Annotated in this window: 13 protein-coding genes and 1 pseudogene; 13 read left to right on the top strand and 1 reads right to left on the bottom strand. The window is 53.3% G+C overall.

What is annotated here, in order from left to right:
* Positions 1 to 269: 269 nt before the first annotated feature.
* The 13 genes and pseudogenes from lrp to AC0Z7K_RS01935 all read left to right on the top strand — a co-directional run bounded on the left by lrp (position 270) and on the right by AC0Z7K_RS01935 (position 17,205).
* Positions 270 to 764 carry a leucine-responsive transcriptional regulator Lrp gene (lrp, locus tag AC0Z7K_RS01995; protein ID WP_013574775.1) on the top strand — a complete coding sequence of 165 codons (495 nt, stop codon included), beginning with the start codon at positions 270 to 272 and terminating at the stop codon, positions 762 to 764.
* A gap of 122 nt (positions 765 to 886) precedes the next feature.
* Entirely contained in the window at positions 887 to 4,375 is a 3,489-nt protein-coding gene (locus AC0Z7K_RS01990; RefSeq protein ID WP_485612546.1) for a DNA translocase FtsK 4TM domain-containing protein, read from the top strand.
* A gap of 196 nt (positions 4,376 to 4,571) precedes the next feature.
* Entirely contained in the window at positions 4,572 to 5,183 is a 612-nt protein-coding gene (gene lolA, locus AC0Z7K_RS01985) for an outer membrane lipoprotein periplasmic chaperone LolA (RefSeq protein WP_413534893.1), read from the top strand.
* 7 nt (positions 5,184 to 5,190) lie between these two features.
* Complete coding sequence (locus AC0Z7K_RS01980) at positions 5,191 to 6,534, top strand: replication-associated recombination protein A (protein WP_485612544.1); 1,344 nt, start codon at positions 5,191 to 5,193, stop codon at positions 6,532 to 6,534.
* 106 nt (positions 6,535 to 6,640) lie between these two features.
* Positions 6,641 to 7,933 carry a serine--tRNA ligase gene (gene serS / locus AC0Z7K_RS01975; protein ID WP_413528420.1) on the top strand — a complete coding sequence of 431 codons (1,293 nt, stop codon included), beginning with the start codon at positions 6,641 to 6,643 and terminating at the stop codon, positions 7,931 to 7,933.
* Positions 7,934 to 8,165: 232 nt separating this feature from the next.
* Positions 8,166 to 9,209, top strand: a pseudogene (locus tag AC0Z7K_RS01970) (molybdopterin-dependent oxidoreductase); the annotation flags it as partial.
* On the top strand, positions 9,173 to 10,675 hold the full coding sequence (locus AC0Z7K_RS01965) for a DMSO/selenate family reductase complex A subunit (protein WP_485612868.1): 1,503 nt from the start codon (positions 9,173 to 9,175) through the stop codon (positions 10,673 to 10,675). The pseudogene AC0Z7K_RS01970 and the gene AC0Z7K_RS01965, both read left to right, overlap by 37 nt.
* Before the next feature lie 84 nt (positions 10,676 to 10,759).
* Complete coding sequence (gene dmsA / locus AC0Z7K_RS01960; protein WP_485612542.1) at positions 10,760 to 13,204, top strand: dimethylsulfoxide reductase subunit A; 2,445 nt, start codon at positions 10,760 to 10,762, stop codon at positions 13,202 to 13,204.
* Positions 13,205 to 13,215: 11 nt separating this feature from the next.
* Positions 13,216 to 13,833, top strand: coding sequence for a DMSO/selenate family reductase complex B subunit (locus AC0Z7K_RS01955; protein WP_413528423.1), 618 nt, complete (start codon positions 13,216 to 13,218; stop codon positions 13,831 to 13,833).
* Position 13,834: 1 nt separating this feature from the next.
* The gene (locus AC0Z7K_RS01950) at positions 13,835 to 14,692 is read left to right on the top strand and encodes a dimethyl sulfoxide reductase anchor subunit family protein (protein ID WP_485612541.1); all 858 of its coding nucleotides are present in this window, start codon (positions 13,835 to 13,837) and stop codon (positions 14,690 to 14,692) included.
* A gap of 71 nt (positions 14,693 to 14,763) precedes the next feature.
* Positions 14,764 to 15,372: a Tat proofreading chaperone DmsD gene (gene dmsD / locus AC0Z7K_RS01945; protein WP_485612539.1), complete on the top strand. Its 609-nt coding sequence runs from the start codon at positions 14,764 to 14,766 to the stop codon at positions 15,370 to 15,372.
* Positions 15,372 to 15,926 carry a 4Fe-4S binding protein gene (locus AC0Z7K_RS01940; protein ID WP_485612538.1) on the top strand — a complete coding sequence of 185 codons (555 nt, stop codon included), beginning with the start codon at positions 15,372 to 15,374 and terminating at the stop codon, positions 15,924 to 15,926. The genes dmsD and AC0Z7K_RS01940 overlap by 1 nt, the downstream gene beginning before the upstream one ends.
* A 133-nt stretch (positions 15,927 to 16,059) precedes the next feature.
* On the top strand, positions 16,060 to 17,205 hold the full coding sequence (locus AC0Z7K_RS01935; RefSeq protein ID WP_112166369.1) for an MFS transporter: 1,146 nt from the start codon (positions 16,060 to 16,062) through the stop codon (positions 17,203 to 17,205).
* A gap of 71 nt (positions 17,206 to 17,276) precedes the next feature.
* Here the strand turns inward: AC0Z7K_RS01935 and pflA are convergent, their stop codons facing one another.
* The gene (gene pflA, locus AC0Z7K_RS01930; RefSeq protein ID WP_112166367.1) at positions 17,277 to 18,017 is read right to left on the bottom strand and encodes a pyruvate formate lyase 1-activating protein; all 741 of its coding nucleotides are present in this window, start codon (positions 18,015 to 18,017) and stop codon (positions 17,277 to 17,279) included.

Genomic DNA, 18,017 nt, shown 5'->3' with positions numbered 1-18,017 from the left:
GCTGCTACCCAATCCGTTCTGGTGTTGCTGTTTGATTTTTTTGTTGCCGCAGGGTTTGGTGAATCAGATTGGCAGTTCGCAATCTATTAATTCCACAAAGTTATTTCTTTTGAGTGTCCGGTTTTGGTCGTGTTCCTTATGACAGGGGATCAACGCGGCTTTTGGATGCGTAAACCTTAATAATCGGGTCTTCGCTTGGGACAACCCTTAGACATTGAAGTTGGCTGGGGTAGGCAGGTGCAGGGAAGGACAGCAGAGAGACAATAATAATGGTAGACAACAAAAAACGTCCGGGAAAAGATCTCGACCGTATTGACCGTAACATCCTCAACGAACTTCAAAAGGATGGCCGGATTTCAAACGTCGAGCTTTCCAAACGTGTGGGATTATCGCCAACGCCATGTCTGGAGCGCGTTCGTCGTCTGGAACGACAGGGCTTCATTAATGGTTATACCGCACTGCTTAACCCGCATTATCTTGATGCATCGCTTCTGGTATTTGTTGAGATAACCCTCAACCGCGGTGCGCCAGATGTGTTTGAGCAGTTCAATGCGGCAGTACAAAAACTCGAAGATATTCAGGAGTGTCATTTGGTTTCAGGGGATTTCGACTACCTGTTGAAAACCCGCGTACCCGATATGTCTGCTTACCGTAAGCTGTTAGGTGAGACATTGCTTCGTCTTCCTGGTGTGAACGACACCCGTACCTATGTGGTAATGGAAGAAGTGAAACAGACGAATCGCCTGGTCATTAAGACCCGGTAATTGTCAGGTGCAAAACCTTGTTTTTTTAGCTACACTCCTGTGTATCTATACAGCTATGGCGCCGGGGTCAACTCTCGGCGCTGTTGCTTTTTCTCAGTTCACAGGAACCTGGAGAGCCTTTCTTGAGCCAGGAATATACAGAAGATAAAGACGTTACCCTGAAAAGACTGAGCAATGGCCGCCGTATTCTGGAGGCTTTGCTGGTTGTGGTAGCTATTTTTGCTGCGTACTTGATGGCAGCACTGGTGAGTTTTAACCCCTCGGATCCCAGCTGGTCTCAAACCGCCTGGCATGGTCCTATTCATAACTGGGGTGGTGGCGTTGGGGCCTGGATGGCTGATACGCTGTTCTTCATATTTGGCGTATTTGGTTACGCAATTCCCCCTATTATCCTGTGTCTGTGCTGGGCGGCGTTCCGTCAGCGTGATAATCAGGATTTCATCGACTATTTTGCCTGGTCGCTGCGTCTTATCGGGACGCTGGCGCTGATTGTCACGTCTTGTGGTCTGGCGTCGGTCAATATCGATGACCTCTATTACTTCGCCTCCGGCGGGGTGATCGGCAGCTTGCTGAGCACGGCGATGACGCCTTATTTCAATAACGTCGGCGCCACGCTGGTTCTGCTCTGTGTCTGGGCTGCTGGCCTGACGCTGTTTACCGGCTGGTCGTGGCTGACCATCGCAGAGAAGATTGGCGGGGCAGTGCTTGGCGTGACCAACATTGTGACCAACCGTTCCCGACGTGATGATGATTACGACTACGACGAGCATGACGATCCGTTACTGGAAGAGGATGATGCTGAAAAACCGGTTGCGAAAGCGGCACCGGTTGCCGCTGCTGTAACGACAGCCGCAATCGCGTCAACGGCCGACGCTGCGCCATCTGACGTTGATGACGATGATGTACTGCTCTCTGCGCCGTCAGTTCATCAGCCTGCGGCACCTTCCGCTGCGGTTGTCGTTGAATCTGCACCGGTAGCGCCTGCGGGCGTCGTCGATCCTTACGCGGCAGAACCGCCGGTAGCGAACATTGCGCCACCGCCTTCGGCACCGGAAACGGCAGCACCGCCGCTATACAGTTTCGAAATTCCTGAAGAAACGCCGGTACCCCGCCATCCTCAGCCTGTTCAGCAGTCACCTTCACCGGTGCGGGCAGAGCATAATGATGATGACGGCCCGCGCATGGGTAACTGGCAGACAGCGGCAGAACACACTTCGCGTTCACCGTTTGATTTCAGCTCTCCGACGCCTGACAGCGCGCACGCGGCTAGCGTGGCGGCGACCGCTGCGCTGGCAACGGGCCTGGCGCAGGCGGGGCAGTCCGCCGCGTCCTCTGCGGGTAACACCTTCATGCCTGCATTCAGCGCAGTCAGTGATGAAAATCCGCAGATCAAAAAAGGTTTTGGCCCGGAGTTACCGAGGCCGAATCCGGTGCGTATTCCGACACGTCGTGAGCTGGCTTCCTACGGGATTAAGTTGCCTTCTCAGCGCCTGGCTGAACAGCAGGAACAGGAACAAAGCGCATCACAGCAGAACGCCTCTGTCCAACCTGTTTACCTGGATGAACAAGCTCAGGCTGATCAAGAAGCGATGCAGGAAGCCGCATTGCGGCAGGCATTCTCCGATCAGCAGCACCAGCGCTATGGTGAGTCTGTCACACAAGAAGAGCCTGACGATGAAGCCGCCTTGCAGGAAGCAGAATTGCGTAATGCCTTTGCGGCACGCGAGCAGTCACGCTATCAGCAGGACGTTGAGCCGCACAGCGGCGTGGTTGTGCATCATCATTCGCAGAGTCCGCAGGTGGACACACAGACTTCAGCGGCCGATGATTTCGCTGCTGCAGCGATGAAACTCAGTCAGCACGATGCGTTCAGCTTCTCACCGATGGCCGATCTGGTGGACGACACGCCAAGTGAACCGCTGTTTACGTTACCTGCTCAGGCAGAGGAAGAACCGCAGCCTGCAGAATTTGCACAACAAACGTATCAGCGTCCGCAGTCGCCTCAGCCTGTGCAACATGCACAGGAATATGAAGCGCCGCGTCAGGCACCTTCACTGGCTAAACCGGATATGGACAGCCTGATCCATCCGTTCCTGATGCGTCATGAACAACCGCTGGTGAAACCAACGACACCATTACCTTCGCTGGATTTACTGACTTCACCACCGGCTGAATCTGAGCCTGTGGATGAGTTCGCGCTTGAGCAAATGGGCAATCTGATTGAAGCGCGTCTGAACGATTACCGCATCAAAGCCGACGTGGTCGGTAAACTGCCGGGGCCGGTCATCACGCGTTTCGAGTTGGATCTGGCACCGGGTGTCAAAGCTGCGCGAATTTCAAATCTGTCGCGTGACCTTGCCCGCTCATTGTCCGCCGTTGCGGTTCGCGTAGTGGAAGTTATTCCTGGCAAACCTTATGTGGGCCTTGAATTACCGAACAAAAAGCGTCAGACCGTGTATTTGCGAGAAGTGCTGGACTGCGCGAAGTTCAAAGACAGTCCTTCACCGCTGACTATCGTGCTGGGTAAGGATATTTCAGGCGAGCCTGTAGTGGCCGATCTGGCGAAAATGCCCCACCTGCTGGTAGCCGGTACAACCGGTTCCGGTAAGTCGGTGGGTGTGAACGCCATGATCCTCAGTATGTTGTATAAAGCGACGCCTGAAGAAGTGCGCTTCATCATGATCGACCCGAAAATGCTCGAGTTGTCGGTATACGAAGGCATTCCACATCTGCTGACCGAAGTGGTTACTGACATGAAAGACGCCGCCAATGCGCTGCGCTGGTGTGTCGGTGAAATGGAACGTCGTTATAAGCTGATGTCGGCGCTGGGAGTGCGTAATCTGGCTGGCTATAACGAACGTATTCAGGAAGCGGAAGCCATGGGTCGTCCGATCCCCGATCCGTTCTGGAAGCCGGGCGATGGCATGGCAGCAGAACCCCCCTTCCTCGGTAAAGAACCGTTTATCGTCGTGCTGGTGGATGAGTTTGCTGACCTGATGATGACCGTGGGTAAAAAGGTGGAAGAGCTGATTGCACGACTGGCGCAGAAAGCCCGTGCAGCAGGGATCCATCTGGTACTGGCGACGCAGCGTCCGTCTGTTGACGTTATCACTGGCCTGATCAAAGCCAACATCCCGACGCGAATTGCATTTACCGTGTCGAGCAAAATTGACTCCCGTACGATCCTCGATCAGGGCGGTGCAGAATCCCTGTTGGGTATGGGGGATATGCTTTATATGGCGCCAAACTCCTCGATTCCGGTACGTGTTCACGGCGCGTTTGTGCGCGATCAGGAAGTGCATGCTGTCGTGCAAGACTGGAAAGCGCGCGGTCGTCCTAAGTATATCGAAAGTATCCTCTCCGGTGGCGAAGAGGGTGAAGGCGGCGGGCTGGGTCTGGGGGACGACGAAGAGCTGGATGCGTTGTTCGATCAGGCTGTGGCATTCGTCGTTGATAAACGTCGTGCGTCGATTTCCGGTGTACAGCGACAGTTCCGCATCGGCTACAACCGTGCAGCGCGTATCGTTGAACAGATGGAAGCGCAGGGGATTGTCAGCACGCCGGGCCATAATGGCAACCGGGAAGTACTGGCACCACCGTCACACGAGTAAATGACGACTGATTTGCACATTTGATATTAAGCAGGGTCGCGAATGCGGCCCTTGTGCAAAGATGCGTAAAACAATGTTTTTTCAGATGATTGAGCTACCGCTGGCGTTCAGCCTCGGATAGAGTTCGCACCATACGTCTTTTGCCTGTGTGAAAGGCATCGTCTGAAGTTTATGAATTTCTGAGGTAATTATAAAAATGAAAAAATTGTTATTGGTAGGGTGTTTACTGACCGCATTTACCTCCGCTTCCGTTTTAGCGGACGCCAGCAGCGATCTCAAATCACGCCTGGGTAAACTGAATACTTTCCATGCGAGCTTCACTCAGACCGTCACCAGTGATGACGGCGCTGCCGTTCAGCAGGGCGAAGGCCAGCTGTGGGTGAAACGTCCTAATTTGTTCAACTGGCACATGACCACGCCGGATGAAAGCATTCTGGTTTCCGACGGCAAAACCCTGTGGTTCTACAACCCGTTTGTTGAGCAAGTCACGGCGACCTGGCTGAAAAATGCCACCGGTAACACGCCGTTTATGTTGATCACGCGTAACGACAGCAGTGACTGGGCGAAATATAACGTGAAGCAGAAAGGCGATGACTTCGAATTAACGCCGAAAGCCGCCACCGGTAATCTGAAACAGTTCACCATCAACGTTACGCCAGCCGGCACCATCAAGAGCTTCTCTGCGATTGAGCAGGACGGCCAGAAAAGTGCGTATGCCCTTAAAGGCGAGCAAAATGCGTCCGTTGACGATGCTAAATTTAAATTTACGCCACCACAGGGTGTGACGGTGGACGACCAGCGTCAGTGAGGTCCCTTTGAGTAATATGTCACTCGATTTTTCCCATAATGAATTTCAGCCACTGGCCGCAAGAATGCGGCCAGTCACTCTTGCAGAATATATCGGTCAGCAGCATCTTTTAGCGCCGGACAAGCCTTTGCCACGTGCGATTGAAGCAGGGCAGTTGCATTCGATGATTTTGTGGGGGCCACCGGGCACGGGAAAAACGACGCTGGCAGAACTGATTGGCCGCTATGCCAATGCTGATGTTGAGCGCATTTCGGCGGTCACCTCAGGCATCAAAGAAATCCGTGAAGCGATTGAACGCGCCCGCCAAAACCGCGATGCCGGGCGTCGTACCATTCTGTTTGTGGACGAAGTCCATCGCTTCAACAAAAGTCAGCAGGACGCATTTCTGCCGCATATTGAAGATGGCACAATTACATTTATTGGTGCGACCACCGAAAATCCTTCATTCGAACTTAACTCCGCATTGTTGTCCCGCGCCCGTGTTTATCTGCTCAAATCGCTGACGGCTGAAGATATCGAAAAAGTCATCGATCAGGCGCTGACCAATGCAGAGCGCGGCTATGCCAATGAAAAAATCCGAGTCCCGCCAGAAACACGCCGTATGCTGTCCGAGCTGGTCAATGGCGATGCTCGCCGTGCGCTGAACAGCATTGAAATGATGGCGGACATGGCTGAAATCGACGCCAGGGGATATCGCACATTAACGCCGGAACTGCTGACGGAAATTGCCGGTGAACGCAGCGCGCGTTTCGATAATAAAGGTGACCGCTTCTACGATTTAATTTCCGCGTTGCACAAGTCGGTGCGTGGTTCATCCCCTGATGCGGCGCTGTACTGGTATGCCCGGATTATTACCGCCGGTGGCGATCCACTGTATGTCGCACGCCGTTTGCTGGCGATTGCGTCAGAAGATGTGGGCAATGCCGATCCGCGCGGTATGCAGGTGGCGATAGCCGCGTGGGACTGTTTCACCCGCGTCGGACCTGCGGAGGGTGAGCGTGCAATTGCTCAGGCCATCGTTTATCTGGCCTGCGCGCCGAAAAGTAATGCGGTGTATAGCGCATTTAAAGCGGCGATGCGCGATGCCCGCGAGAAATCCGATTTCGATGTGCCGGAACATTTACGCAATGCGCCGACCAAACTCATGAAAGAAATGGGGCTGGGTGCCGAATATCGCTATGCGCACGATGAGCCGAATGCTTACGCTGCCGGAGAAGATTATTTCCCACCGGAAATGGCCCGTACGCAGTATTATTATCCCACCGCGCGTGGCCTTGAAGGGAAGATCGGCGAAAAGCTGGCATGGCTTGCTGAACAAGATCAAAATAGCCCGACAAAACGCTACCGCTAACTTTATCGTTGCGGTAAGGTTACCTTGATAACTCTTTGACACGCTGCCTTTTAAAGCCGCGTGCATCATCAAATTAACATTCAATAACGACACGTACAGGATTAGCATGCTCGATCCCAATCTGCTGCGTAATGAGCTAGACGCAGTTGCAGAAAAACTCGCTCGCAGAGGTTTTAAACTCGATGTGGAAAAGCTGCGTTCTCAGGAAGAGCGCCGCAAAGTCTTGCAGGTAGAAACGGAAACTCTCCAGGCTGAACGTAACGCACGATCGAAAACTATCGGTCAGGCTAAAGCCCGTGGCGAAGACATCGAACCCCTGCGTCAGGAAGTGACTACGCTGGGTGAGAAGCTGGATGCTGCGAAAGCTGAACTGGACGCATTGCAAAATGAAATCCGGGATATAGCTTCCGCCATTCCTAACCTGCCAGATGATTCCGTACCTGCCGGTAAAGACGAAAACGACAATCTTGAAGTGAGCCGTTGGGGAACTCCACGTCAGTATGATTTTGCCGTACGCGATCATGTGTCGCTGGGTGAAATGGCTGGCGGTCTGGATTTCGCTGCTGCTGTAAAACTGACGGGCTCTCGTTTTGTGGTGATGAAAGGGCAAATCGCCCGCATGCACCGCGCGCTTTCCCAGTTCATGTTGGATCTGCATACCGAACAGCATGGTTATCTGGAAGCGTACGTTCCTTACCTGGTTAACCATGAGACGCTCTACGGTACAGGTCAGTTACCGAAGTTTGGTGAAGATTTGTTCCACACCAAGCCTCTGGATGAAGAAGCGGGCAGCAGTAACTATGCACTGATCCCAACGGCTGAAGTACCGCTGACCAATCTGGTGCGTGACGAAATTCTTGAAGAAGAATCGCTGCCACTGAAGATGACTGCACATACGCCATGCTTCCGTTCCGAAGCGGGTTCTTACGGTCGTGATACCCGTGGCCTGATCCGTATGCACCAGTTCGATAAAGTCGAGATGGTACAGATTGTTCGCCCTGAAGATTCCATGCAGGCGCTGGAAGAACTGACCGGCCATGCAGAGAAAGTGCTTCAGTTGCTGAATCTTCCGTATCGCAAAATGCTGCTCTGTACGGGTGATATGGGCTTCGGTTCAAGCAAAACCTACGATCTGGAAGTGTGGTTGCCGGCGCAGGATACGTACCGTGAAATCTCTTCCTGCTCAAACATGTGGGATTTCCAGGCACGTCGTATGCAGGCGCGTTGCCGCAGCAAAACTGAGAAGAAACCGCGTCTGGTTCATACCCTGAACGGTTCTGGTCTGGCTGTTGGCCGTACTCTGGTTGCTGTGCTGGAAAACTATCAGCAGGCAGACGGCCGTATCGAAGTGCCTGAAGTGCTGCGTCCTTACATGGGCGGTTTAGAATATATCGGCTAATCCCGTTATATATTCCAAAATATAGCGATAAAGCGCCTCCGGGCGCTTTTTTTATGGGTAAAATCGTGCGCTGATCGATAATTCTCCTGTTGCCTTCCAGACAATCCCTTCTTTTTTGATAGCAAACAAAGTTTCATACCCCATCGTGAGTAATATCCATGCATTCTGAGTGGGTAAGTGAATACTCCCAATCCTGCGCATATCTGCCCGCTCAACTCTTCGTCAATGTCTGATGACGCCGGTGAACACTGGTACGGATGGCGGAGTCACTTACCGGAGCGGAACTATGTCGGAAATCAAACCAGAAATCGCTGCTGAACAAAGCGGACTCAGCCGCCGGACGTTGATAAAAACCTCGACGCTGGCTGGTCTGGCTATCGCTGCGGGCGGCGTTTCGCTGCCCTTTGGCCGTACGGCGCTGGCCGCTGCCATAGGTGAAACAAAGCAATCAGAGCCTGAAGATAAAGTGGTCTGGGGCGCGTGTTCGGTAAACTGTGGCAGCCGCTGCGCATTACGTATGCACGTGCGTGATGATGAAGTGTATTGGGTCGAAACCGACAACACCGGCGACGATGTCTATGGTAATCACCAGGTCCGCGCCTGCTTGCGTGGGCGTTCAATGCGACGCCGCATGAATCACCCAGAACGGCTGAATTATCCGATGAAACGCGTGGGCAAGCGCGGCGAAGGAAAATTCAAACCTATTAGTTGGGAACAAGCCTTCGACGAAATTGCCAACAATCTCAAGCGAATCGTCGCGAAATACGGCAACGAAGCGGTGTATATCAACTACACCTCGGGCGTGGTCGGCGGCAATATCACCCGTTCTTCACCTTACGCCTCTCTGGTCGCTCGCCTGATGAACTGCTACGGCGGTTTCCTTAGTCATTATGGCACCTATAGTACCGCGCAGATTGCCTGCGCTATGCCCTATACCTACGGCAGCAACGACGGCAACAGCACCTCCGATATCGAAAACAGCAAGCTGGTGGTGCTCTTTGGTAACAATCCGGCCGAAACACGGATGAGCGGCGGCGGCATTACTTACTATCTCGAACAGGCCCGGGAGCGCTCCAATGCACGAATGATCGTCATCGATCCCCGCTATACGGATACGGCAGCGGGTCGCGAAGATGAGTGGATCCCTATTCGTCCCGGTACTGATGCCGCGCTGGTCGCAGGTCTGGCGCATGTATTGATTTCCGAAAACATGGTCGATCAGGCGTTTCTTGATACGCACTGTGTGGGCTACGACGAAAAAACGTTACCAGCGGATGCGCCAGCCAACGGTCATTACAAAGCCTATTTCTCGGGCTGGGCGCGGATGCAACAGCGAAGACGCCGGAGTGGGCTTCACGCATCACCGGTATTCCGGCAGACCGAATCGTCAAACTGGCGCGTGAAATAGGGCAGACCAAACCGGCCTACATTTCACAAGGCTGGGGGCCGCAGCGTCAGGCCAACGGCGAACTGACCTCCCGCGCCATCGCTATGCTGCCGATTTTAACCGGCAACGTCGGCATTAACGGCGGCAACAGCGGCGCACGTGAATCGACCTACACCATCACCATCGAACGTATGCCGGTGCTGGAGAATCCGGTAGAAACTCAGATTTCCTGTTTCAGCTGGACTGATGCCATCGCGCGCGGCCCGGAAATGACCGCAAAAGCCGACGGCGTGCGCGGTAAAGACAAACTGGATGTTCCCATCAAATTCATCTGGAACTATGCCGGTAACACTATTACCAACCAACATTCTGACATCAATAAAACCCACGATATTTTGCAGGACGATACACAGTGCGAAATGATCGTCGTGCTCGAAAACTTCATGACCTCGTCGGCTAAATACGCCGACATTCTGTTACCTGACCTTATGACGGTTGAACAGGAAGACATCATCCCAAATGATTACGCCGGGAACATGGGTTACCTGATTTTTATCCAGCCTGCGACATCGGCGAAGTTTGCGCGCAAAGGCATCTACGAGATGATGAGCGAAGTGGCGCGTCGTCTCGGGCCTGAGGTTTACGACAAGTTCACCGAAGGCCGAACTCAGCGCGAGTGGCTGCAATACCTCTACGCCAAAATGCTGGTAAAAGATCCGACTCTGCCTGGCTATGAAGCACTGCGCGAGATGGGTATTTATAAGCGTAAAGACCCCGCAGGGCATTTCGTAGCGTACAAAAAATTCAGACAGGATCCGCTGGCCAATCCGCTGAAAACCCCGTCAGGAAAAATCGAAATCTACTCTACGGCACTGGCGAAAATTGCCAGCGAATGGGAACTTCAAAAAGACGAAACTATCAGTCCGTTGCCGATCTACGCCTCCACCTTTGAAGGCTGGGATGACCCCAAACGTAGCCAGTTTCCGTTACAGATGTTTGGCTTTCACTATAAAGCTCGTACCCACTCCACCTACGGCAATATCGACGTATTGCAGGCAGCCTGTCGTCAGGAAGTCTGGATTAACCCGCTGGACGCCAAAACCCGTGGCATCCGAAACGGCGACAAAGTGAAAGTCTTCAACGATCGCGGAGAAGTCCGCGTGGCGGCAAAGGTCACACCACGCATTATCCCCGGGGTGGTAGCAATGGGGCAGGGTGCATGGCATCAGGCCAATATGAGCGGCGATCGTGTTGATCACGGCGCCTGCATGAACACGCTGACGACCCAACGCCCGTCCCCGCTGGCGAAAGGGAATCCTCAGCATACGAATCTGATTCAGATAGAAAAAGTTTAAAGAAGCCACGGACCAAGAGCCTGGCTCGATGACACTGTTGTTAATTTTTCGCCCCCCTGACAGGGGGCGTGAGCGGAGTAAGTCATGTCGGATTCAAAAAACAGTCAACCAGATCAGGGCGGGATCTCCCGCCGCAGTCTGGTAAAAGGAACCACGCTCGCCGGAATGGCAGCGGTGGTCGGCGGAATATCGCTGCCGTTCAAATCATTACGTGCAGAAAATATCCCTGCGGCCGCAAAAGCGGTGGACGAGAAAATTGTCTGGAGCGCTTGTACGGTTAACTGCGGTAGCCGTTGCCCGCTGCGCATGCACGTGGTGGATGGCGAAATTCGTTACGTCGAAACAGACAATACCGGCGACGATAACTATAACGCGCTGCATCAGGTTCGCGCCTGTCTGCGCGGGCGTTCCATGCGCCGTCGCGTGTACAACCCTGACCGTCTGAAATACCCGATGAAGCGCGTCGGTAAGCGCGGAGAGGGAAAATTCAAACAAATCAGCTGGGATGAAGCCTTCAATACGCTGGCGGGTAGCCTGAAAGATATCATTCAGCGCTTCGGTAACGAGGCAATTTACCTGAATTACGGCACTGGCACATTGGGCGGCACCATGACCCGTTCGTGGCCACCGGGCAAAACGCTGATCGCACGTCTGATGAACTGTTGTGGCGGTTATCTGAATCATTACGGTGATTACAGTTCAGCACAGATTGCAGCTGGCCTGAATTACACCTACGGCGGCTGGGCCGACGGCAACAGCCCGTCGGACATCGAAAACAGCAAACTGGTGGTGTTGTTCGGTAATAATCCGGGCGAAACCCGCATGAGCGGCGGCGGTGTAACCTACTACCTGGAGCAAGCGCGTCAGCGTTCAAACGCGCGAATGATCATTGTTGATCCGCGTTATACCGATACCGGCGCAGGCCGTGAAGACGAGTGGGTACCGATCCGTCCGGGTACTGATGGCGCGCTGGCGGCGGCGCTTGCCCACGTCATGATCACCGAAAATCTGGTCGATCAGCCGTTCCTCGATAAATATTGCGTCGGCTATGACCAGAAAACCTTACCCGCCGGTGTGCCGGAGAATGCCCATTATAAAGCTTACATTCTGGGGGACGGCCCGGATGGCATCGCTAAAACGCCAGCGTGGGCGGCAAAAATTACCGGTATTTCGGCGGATAAAATTGTCAGGCTGGGGCGTGAAATCGGTCAGGCAAAACCGGCGTTTATCACCCAGGGCTGGGGGCCGCAGCGTCACTCAAACGGTGAAGTGGCGACCCGCGCTATCGCGATGCTGGCGATCCTGACCGGCAACGTCGGTGTGAACGGCGGTAACTCCGGCGCACGCGAAGGCTCGTACGAAATCCCGTTTGTCCGTATGCCGACTTTTGATAATCCGGTGCAGACCAGCATCTCCATGTTTATGTGGACCGATGCAATCGTGCGTGGCCCTGAAATGACCGCCACCAAAGACGGTGTACGCGGAAAGGAAAAGCTGGATGTTCCAATCAAATTTATCTGGAACTACGCCGGTAACTGTCTGATCAATCAGCATTCTGATATCAATCGTACGCATGACATTTTACAGGATGATAAACAGTGCGAAATGATTGTGGTGATTGATAACCACATGACGTCCTCGGCGAAATATGCGGACCTTATTCTGCCGGATTGTACGGCGTCTGAGCAGATGGATTTCTGTCTGGATGCGTCCTGCGGCAACATGGATTACATCATTTTTGCCGATCAGGTCATCAAGCCGCGCTTCGAATGCAAAAATATTTACGAGATGATGTCCGAGTTATCACGTCGAATGGGCGTTGAAGAGAAATTTACCGAAGGCCGTACGCAGGAGGAATGGCTGCGTCACCTGTATCAGCAATCCCGCGAAGCCCTGCCAGAATTGCCAGACTTCGACACCTTCCGCAAACAGGGCATGTTCAAGAAACGCGACCCTGAGCAGCATCATGTGGCTTACAAGGCCTTCCGTGAAGATCCGGTAGCCAATCCGCTGACCACGCCTTCAGGTAAAATCGAAATCTATTCCGCTGAACTGGCAAAGATAGCCTCAGAGTGGGAACTCGCTAAAGAGGACGTGATCGATCCATTGCCGGTGTACGCCGCGGGCTTTGAGAACTACGACGATCCGCTGGCCAGCAAATATCCGCTGCAATTGACCGGTTTCCACTATAAAGCTCGCGTTCACTCAACGTACGGCAACGTAGATGTGCTCAAGGCGTCCTGCCGGCAGGAAATGTGGATCAACCCGCTAGATGCCGCCCAGCGCGGTATCAAAAATGGCGACATGATCCGTATTTTTAACGATCGCGGTGAAGTGCATATTGCGGCGAAAGTCACGCCGCGCATGATGCCTGGCGTTGTCGCGCTGGGCGAAGGTGCCTGGTATTCACCCGACAGCAAGAAAATCGACCGTGCGGGTAGCATCAACGTACTGACGTCTCAAAGACCTTCACCGCTGGCGAAAGGTAACCCCTCTCACACCAACCTTGTGCAAGTGGCTAAGGTTTAAAGGAATAAAACATGACTACTCAATATGGTTTTTATATTGATTCAAGCCGCTGCACTGGATGCAAAACGTGTGAGCTGGCCTGTAAAGATTTTAAGAATTTAACCCCGGATGTCAGCTTCCGCCGCATTTATGAATATGCCGGTGGCGACTGGCAAAAAGACGGTGACGGCTGGAATCAGAACGTGTTCGCCTATTATCTGTCGATTTCATGCAACCACTGCGCCGATCCGGCCTGTACCAAAGTCTGCCCGAGCGGTGCTATGCATAAACGCGAAGACGGATTTGTCGTCGTCAACGAAGACGTGTGTATCGGTTGTCGTTACTGCCATATGGCCTGTCCGTACGGCGCGCCACAGTACAATGAAGCGAAAGGCCATATGACCAAGTGCGACGGCTGCTATGAGCGCGTTGCCGAGGGTAAAAAACCTATCTGTGTCGAATCCTGCCCGCTGCGTGCGCTGGATATGGCACCTATCGAAGAGTTGCGTGCGAAATACGGTGATCTGGCGGAGGTAGCACCGCTGCCAGCCGCGCATTTCACTCACCCAAATATCGTCATCAAACCCAATGCGAATTGCCGTCCTGTAGGCGATACCACGGGTTATCTGGCTAACCCGAAGGAGGTTTGAGATGGGAAACGGATGGCATGAATGGCCTTTAATGGTCTTTACCGTATTGGGGCAGTGCGTTGTGGGGGGCTTTATCGTGCTGGCCATTGCGCTGCTGACTCACCGTTCCGTGGAAGAACATCGTCGCATTCACCTCTCGATGTTCTTTCTGTGGGTGCTGATGGCGGTGGCGTTTATCGCCTCTGTTCTGCACCTTGGCTCGCCGCTGCGTGCGTTCAATTCGCTTAACCGTCTCGGTGCATCGCCGCTGAGTAATGAAATCGGCAGCGGTTCACTGTTCTTCGCACTGGGCGGCATTTACTGGCTGCTGGCGATAATCAACAAAATGCCGCGTGCGCTGGGCAAAATCTGGCTGGTGATCACCATGCTGGCGGGGGTCGGTTTTGTTTACGCGATGTGTCGTGTGTATGAAATCAATACTGTGCCTACATGGGATAACGTCTATACCGCGCTCCACTTCGGGCTGACGGTGCTTATCGGCGGACCTGTGCTGGGCTATCTGCTGCTCCGCGGCGCCAACATTAATGGCTACGGTTTGCGTCTGCTACCGGCGATCAGCCTTATTGCATTGATAGTGAGCATGGCGGTGGTCGTGATGCAAAGCGCCGGTCTGGCGGGCATCAACAGCTCTGTTCAGGCGGCTTCTGCACTCATCCCCCAATATGGCGCATTATCTGCGTGGCGGCTGGTGCTGATTGTTCTGGGCCTGGGCTGTTGGTTCTGCCCGCTTATCCTGCGCAAACGCCCGGCATTAGCCTCTATGATTCTGGCCTTTGTGCTGGTCTTCGCCGGTGAGCTGATTGGGCGTGCGATTTTCTACGGGCTGCATATGACCGTGGGTATGGCCGTCAGCGGTTAATGACCGGCCAGTAATGAGTATCAGGAAACGCGTTGCCGCAGGTGGCGCGTTCCCGCAACAATGAGTGAATTATGTCAGCAGAATCTATCAGTTTAACCGGAAAGATTTTAGGCGCGATGCTGTTCTACCCACCAGGATCGCAAGAGGTTGAGCCTCTCGTCGCCTTACTGAAAAGTAGTGACTGGGCATCGTTGTGGCCCTGTGCTACGGAAGAAGCAAAAGCACAGGCCGCGATAATGTTTAGTCAGATTCAAAGCGCAGAGGAAAGTATCGATGATGCCTATCAGCGCCTGTTTATAGGGCCGTATGCCTTACCGGCTCCACCGTGGGGTTCAGTTTATCTGGATAAAGAATCGGTGGTGTTTGGTGATTCCACGTTGGCATTACGTCGGTGGATGCGCGAAAACCATATCGAGCCGCAGCTGACGCAGGCAGAACCTGAAGACCATATCGGCCTGATGCTGATGATGTGTGCATGGCTGGCAGAGAATTCACCGTCATTGCTGAACGTGTTTCTGACAGTGCATTTACTGCCGTGGGTTACGCGCTATCTCGAATTATTGCGTCAGAAAGCTGAGCATCCCTTGTATGCGGGTGTGGCAATTCTCGCTGAATCGACTTTGGCTGGCTGGCAACAGGCGCTGGTGGTGGAAACACCTGTAGCTGAGCTTTATTTCTAATGGGTAATTCACCAGGCGGGATGAGCAACCGTAACGTCAGTCGTCGCGGATTGTTTCGTGGCCTGCTGGCGTCAGGAAAGCAGGCAATTGGACAGGCTGCGGCGCCTGCAACTCCACCGTTGCAGCGCCCGTTACCCCGTCCGCCGCAGGCCGTGGCTGAGCCTCAGTTCATGCTGCTCTGTAGTGGCTGCGGAAAATGTACTGAAGCCTGCCCTGTAGGGATCCTACGTATTGAGCAAGATAAAGTCGCCCTGAGTATCGAACACGCGGAATGCGATTTTTGTGGTGCCTGTACGCAGGCTTGTGAAAGCGGGGCACTGGATCTTTGCATATCAAGTGATACAGGATTACGACCTATTATCCTGCCGCAGTGTCTGGGACGTTTGGATGACCTGTGCCGGATGTGCGAAATTGGGTGTCCGCGCACGGCAATATTTTTTAATCAACAGAATCAGCCCACTGTTGATCCGCAAAAATGCGACGGCTGCGGAAAATGTAAACTCGTTTGTTATCATGGCGATATTAGCTTGTCATTAAAGCCTTATGATTCCTAGTCGCACCGCTTGATTAACGATTTCAATCATCGCCATCCAGTTTGTGCTCACGCCTCTTTTTGCCAGATTGACTTTTATTACGCCGGTGGCATGATGCGCGCAATTTCTTCCTCTTTGTGGTCATCAACGCCCTATGTCCGCCTATTCCCGTCCCGTTTTTCTGCTGCTGTGCGGACTCCTTCTGCTGACGATTTCTATCGCCGTCTTAAACACGCTGGTTCCTTTATGGCTCAGCCATGAGCAGTTGCCGACCTGGCAGGTGGGCCTTGTCAGTTCATCTTATTTCACCGGTAATTTACTGGGGACGCTGATTGCTGGCGGCCTGATAAAACGGTTCGGTTTTAATCGCAGCTACTATTTCTCGTGCTTTCTGTTTGCGGTTGCGACAGCAGGTCTGGCGCTTTCCATGAGTTTCTGGAGCTGGATCGGGGCGCGTTTTGTAGCTGGTGTTGGCTGTGCGCTCATTTGGGTGGTCGTGGAAAGTGCGCTGATGCGCAGCGGAACAGTGAAGAATCGTGGGCAGCTACTGGCGGCGTACATGATCATGTATTACATCGGCACGGTCGTCGGGCAGTTGTTGGTCGGTACAGTCCCAACGTCGTTATTCAGTGTATTGCCGTGGGTTACGTCGCTTATCGTGATCGCCATGCTGCCATTGCTGTTTGCTCATCTCGAAAATCAGGACAGCGAGGAGCCGCGTCATTCGGTTCTGCCAATGTTTCGCCGCCGTAACGCGCGCCTTGGGATCAACGGCTGTATTATTTCCGGCATTGTGCTGGGCTCGCTGTATGGCCTGATGCCTTTGTTCCTGGCGCATCAGGGTATGAGCGATGCGGATGTTGGCTACTGGATGGCATTGCTGGTCAGTGCAGGGATTATCGGGCAATGGCCGGTCGGGCGTCTGGCAGACCGCTATGGACGCCTTATGGTGTTACGCATTCAGATTTTTTGCGTGATCCTCGGCAGTATCGCTATGCTCAGTGGTTATGCGATGGCACCGACGTTATTCATTCTTGGGTGCGCCGGTTTCACCCTGTACCCTGTCGCGATGTCATGGGCCTGTGAAAAGGTCAGTTCAGAAGAGCTGGTTGCCATGAATCAGGCGCTGCTGATGAGCTATACACTCGGCAGTCTAGCCGGGCCAACCATGACAGCAATGCTCATGCAGAGCTATTCTGACCGCCTCCTGTTTGTGATGATTGCCGTTGTTTCCCTGGTGTATCTGGTGATGCTGATGCGTAAAGCCGACAAGAGTCACAACCCGGTGGCAGCTGCATAATCTTAAAGTTCTGAGCCGCTCCCAATAAAAAAGACGCCGTAAAGGGCGTCTTTTTTGCATTGGATTAGGCATCAGTAAATAACTTTATGCCCGTAGCTGGCAAGAATGTTTTTTACTCTGTCCATAATTTCTGTGGTGGGCGGGTTCACTCCGTCCAGACCATACTTCTCACCCATCGCCGTCCATTTATGCTTACCCAGTTCGTGATAAGGCAGCAGTTCAATTTTCTCGATGTTAGTCATGTCTTTGGTGAATTCACCGAGTTTATGTGCGGACTCATCATCGTCAGACCAGCCCGGCACCACGACGTAACGGATCCACGTGCGCTGATTACGTTTCGCCAGATAACGGGCAAAATCCAGCGTTCGGTGGTTCGAGACACCGACCAGATTCTGGTGAATGTCATCGTTCATCTGTTTCAGGTCGAGCATCACCAGATCGGAAGCATCCAGTAATTCATCAATCACCGGGTCGTAACGGCGGACAAAACCGTTGGTATCCAGGCAAGTATTGATTCCTTCTTTCTGGCAGGCACGGAACCAGTCACGCACGAACTCAGCCTGAAGAATGGCTTCCCCGCCCGACGCGGTGACACCGCCGCCGGATGCATTCATAAAGTGGCGATAGGTCACCACTTCTTTCATTAAATCTTCGACATTGATTTCTTTGCCGCCGTGGGTGTCCCAGGTATCGCGGTTATGGCAATACATGCAACGCATCAGGCAACCCTGGAAGAAAACAATGAAGCGGATACCTGGGCCGTCTACAGTGCCACAGGACTCATATGAGTGGATTCGACCTTGAACTGACAT

Source organism: Rahnella sp. 1L-D-7-B-C2 (genome assembly GCF_057290995.1).
Note: the sequence above shows the minus strand (reverse complement) of the source record. Positions and strands in the feature narration are given on the sequence as shown.

Excerpts from the sequence above, each read along its gene's own strand:
- pflA (WP_112166367.1), bottom strand. The coding sequence starts at position 18,017 with ATGTCAGTTCAAGGTCGAATCCACTCATATGAGTCCTGTGGCACTGTA.
- lrp (WP_013574775.1), top strand. The coding sequence starts at position 270 with ATGGTAGACAACAAAAAACGTCCGGGAAAAGATCTCGACCGTATTGAC.
- dmsD (WP_485612539.1), top strand. The coding sequence starts at position 14,764 with ATGTCAGCAGAATCTATCAGTTTAACCGGAAAGATTTTAGGCGCGATG.
- serS (WP_413528420.1), top strand. The coding sequence starts at position 6,641 with ATGCTCGATCCCAATCTGCTGCGTAATGAGCTAGACGCAGTTGCAGAA.
- AC0Z7K_RS01935 (WP_112166369.1), top strand. The coding sequence starts at position 16,060 with ATGTCCGCCTATTCCCGTCCCGTTTTTCTGCTGCTGTGCGGACTCCTT.
- AC0Z7K_RS01950 (WP_485612541.1), top strand. The coding sequence starts at position 13,835 with ATGGGAAACGGATGGCATGAATGGCCTTTAATGGTCTTTACCGTATTG.
- AC0Z7K_RS01955 (WP_413528423.1), top strand. The coding sequence starts at position 13,216 with ATGACTACTCAATATGGTTTTTATATTGATTCAAGCCGCTGCACTGGA.
- lolA (WP_413534893.1), top strand. The coding sequence starts at position 4,572 with ATGAAAAAATTGTTATTGGTAGGGTGTTTACTGACCGCATTTACCTCC.
- dmsA (WP_485612542.1), top strand. The coding sequence starts at position 10,760 with ATGTCGGATTCAAAAAACAGTCAACCAGATCAGGGCGGGATCTCCCGC.
- AC0Z7K_RS01940 (WP_485612538.1), top strand. The coding sequence starts at position 15,372 with ATGGGTAATTCACCAGGCGGGATGAGCAACCGTAACGTCAGTCGTCGC.